1 protein-coding gene is annotated in these 1,772 nt (G+C 62.4%); it reads right to left on the minus strand.

The window, feature by feature from the left end:
* On the minus strand, positions 1-1,772 hold a 1,772-nt coding region (gene xsc, locus GOX45_RS21875; RefSeq protein ID WP_171104079.1), incomplete at both ends, for a sulfoacetaldehyde acetyltransferase.

Below are 1,772 nucleotides of genomic sequence, written 5' to 3' on the forward strand. Positions count from 1 at the left end.
CCGACCTGTGTGCGCATGTCGTCTTTGCTGATGCCTGCGACGGCGACGGGTTTTTTCATGGCGTCGCGGCGGAAGGGCTCGCCCAGTTCCTGGTTCAGCAGCACTTCGATGAAGGTGGTTTTGCCCTCTTCCATCTGGCGCTTGACCGCCTTGTTCAGCTCGTCGGTCAGTTCCGCCATCGACGACACCGCGATGCCTTCGACGCCGCAGGCGCGGGCGATGCCGGCATAGCTGACTTCGGTCGACAGTTCGGTGCCCACGAAGTTGTCGTCAAACCACAGCGTCGTGTTGCGCTTTTCCGCGCCCCACTGATAGTTGCGGAAGATCACCATGGTGATCGCGGGCCAGTCGTCGCGGTTGACCGAGACCATCTCGTTCATCGAGATGCCAAAGGCGCCGTCACCGGCAAACCCCACAACCGGCGTGTCCGGGCAGGCCACTTTCGCCCCGCAAATCGCCGGGAAGCCATAGCCACAGGGGCCAAACAGGCCCGGCGCCAGGTATTTGCGGCCCTCTTCGAAAGACGGATAGGCGTTGCCGATGGCACAGTTGTTGCCGATATCGGACGAGATGATCGCCTCTTTCGGCAGCGCCGCCTGAATCGCCCGCCACGCCATGCGCGGAGACATCTTTTCCGGCTCGCGGCCCCGGGCGCGTTCGTTCCAGCTGGTGCCTGGATCGTCATCCTCGTGGTCCATCGAGGTCAGTTCCTGCGCCCAGGCCGATTTGGTCTTGGCGATGGTGTCCTTGCGCTCGGTCCGGCCCGCGTCGCCAGCACCGTCAGCCAGCTGTGCCAGGATGCCCTGCGCCACTTTCTTGGCGTCGCCCACGATGCCCACGCTGACCGGCTTGGTCAGGCCGATGCGGTCGGGGTTGATGTCAACCTGGATGATCTTGGCATCCTTGGGCCAGTAGTCGATCCCGTAACCCGGCAGGGTCGAGAACGGGTTCAGACGGGTGCCAAGCGCCAGCACGACGTCGGCTTTCGAGATCAGCTCCATCCCCGCTTTCGAGCCGTTATAGCCCAGCGGACCGGCAAACAGAGGGTGGGAGCCGGGGAAGGCGTCATTGTGCTGATAGCCCACGCAGACCGGGGCATCCAGACGTTCGGCCAGCGCCATCGAGTCGCCAATCGCATCGCCCAGAACCACGCCCGCGCCGTTCAGGATGACGGGGAACTTCGCCTCGGACAGCAGTTTCGCCGCCTCGGCCACAGCCTGTTCACCGCCCGAGGGGCGTTCAAACTCGACAACCGCGGGCAGTTCGATATCGATCACCTGGGTCCAGTAGTCGCGCGGGATGTTGATCTGGGCCGGCGCGCTGGCGCGTTTGGCCTGCAGGATCACCCGGTTCAGAACTTCGGCCATGCGCGACGGGTCGCGGACCTCTTCCTGATAGGCGACCATGTCTTCCAGCAGAGCCATCTGCTCGACCTCCTGGAAACCGCCCTGACCCATGGTCTTGTTGGCCGCCTGCGGGGTGACGATCAACAAAGGCGTGTGGTTCCAATAGGCGGTCTTGATCGGGGTGACCAGCGAGGTGATGCCGGGGCCGTTCTGCGCCACCATCATCGACATCCGACCCGATGCGCGGGTAAACCCATCCGCCATCATCCCCGCATTACATTCATGCGCACAGTCAAAAAACTTAATCCCAGCCGCAGGAAACAAATCCGAGATCGGCATCATCGCGGAACCAATAATCCCGAAGGCATTGTCAATCCCGTGCATCTGCAAAACCTTCACAAACGCTTCTTCTGTGGTCATCTTCAT

Origin of the sequence: Ruegeria sp. HKCCD7255 (assembly GCF_013031565.1) — a bacterium.
Lineage (GTDB): Bacteria > Pseudomonadota > Alphaproteobacteria > Rhodobacterales > Rhodobacteraceae > Ruegeria.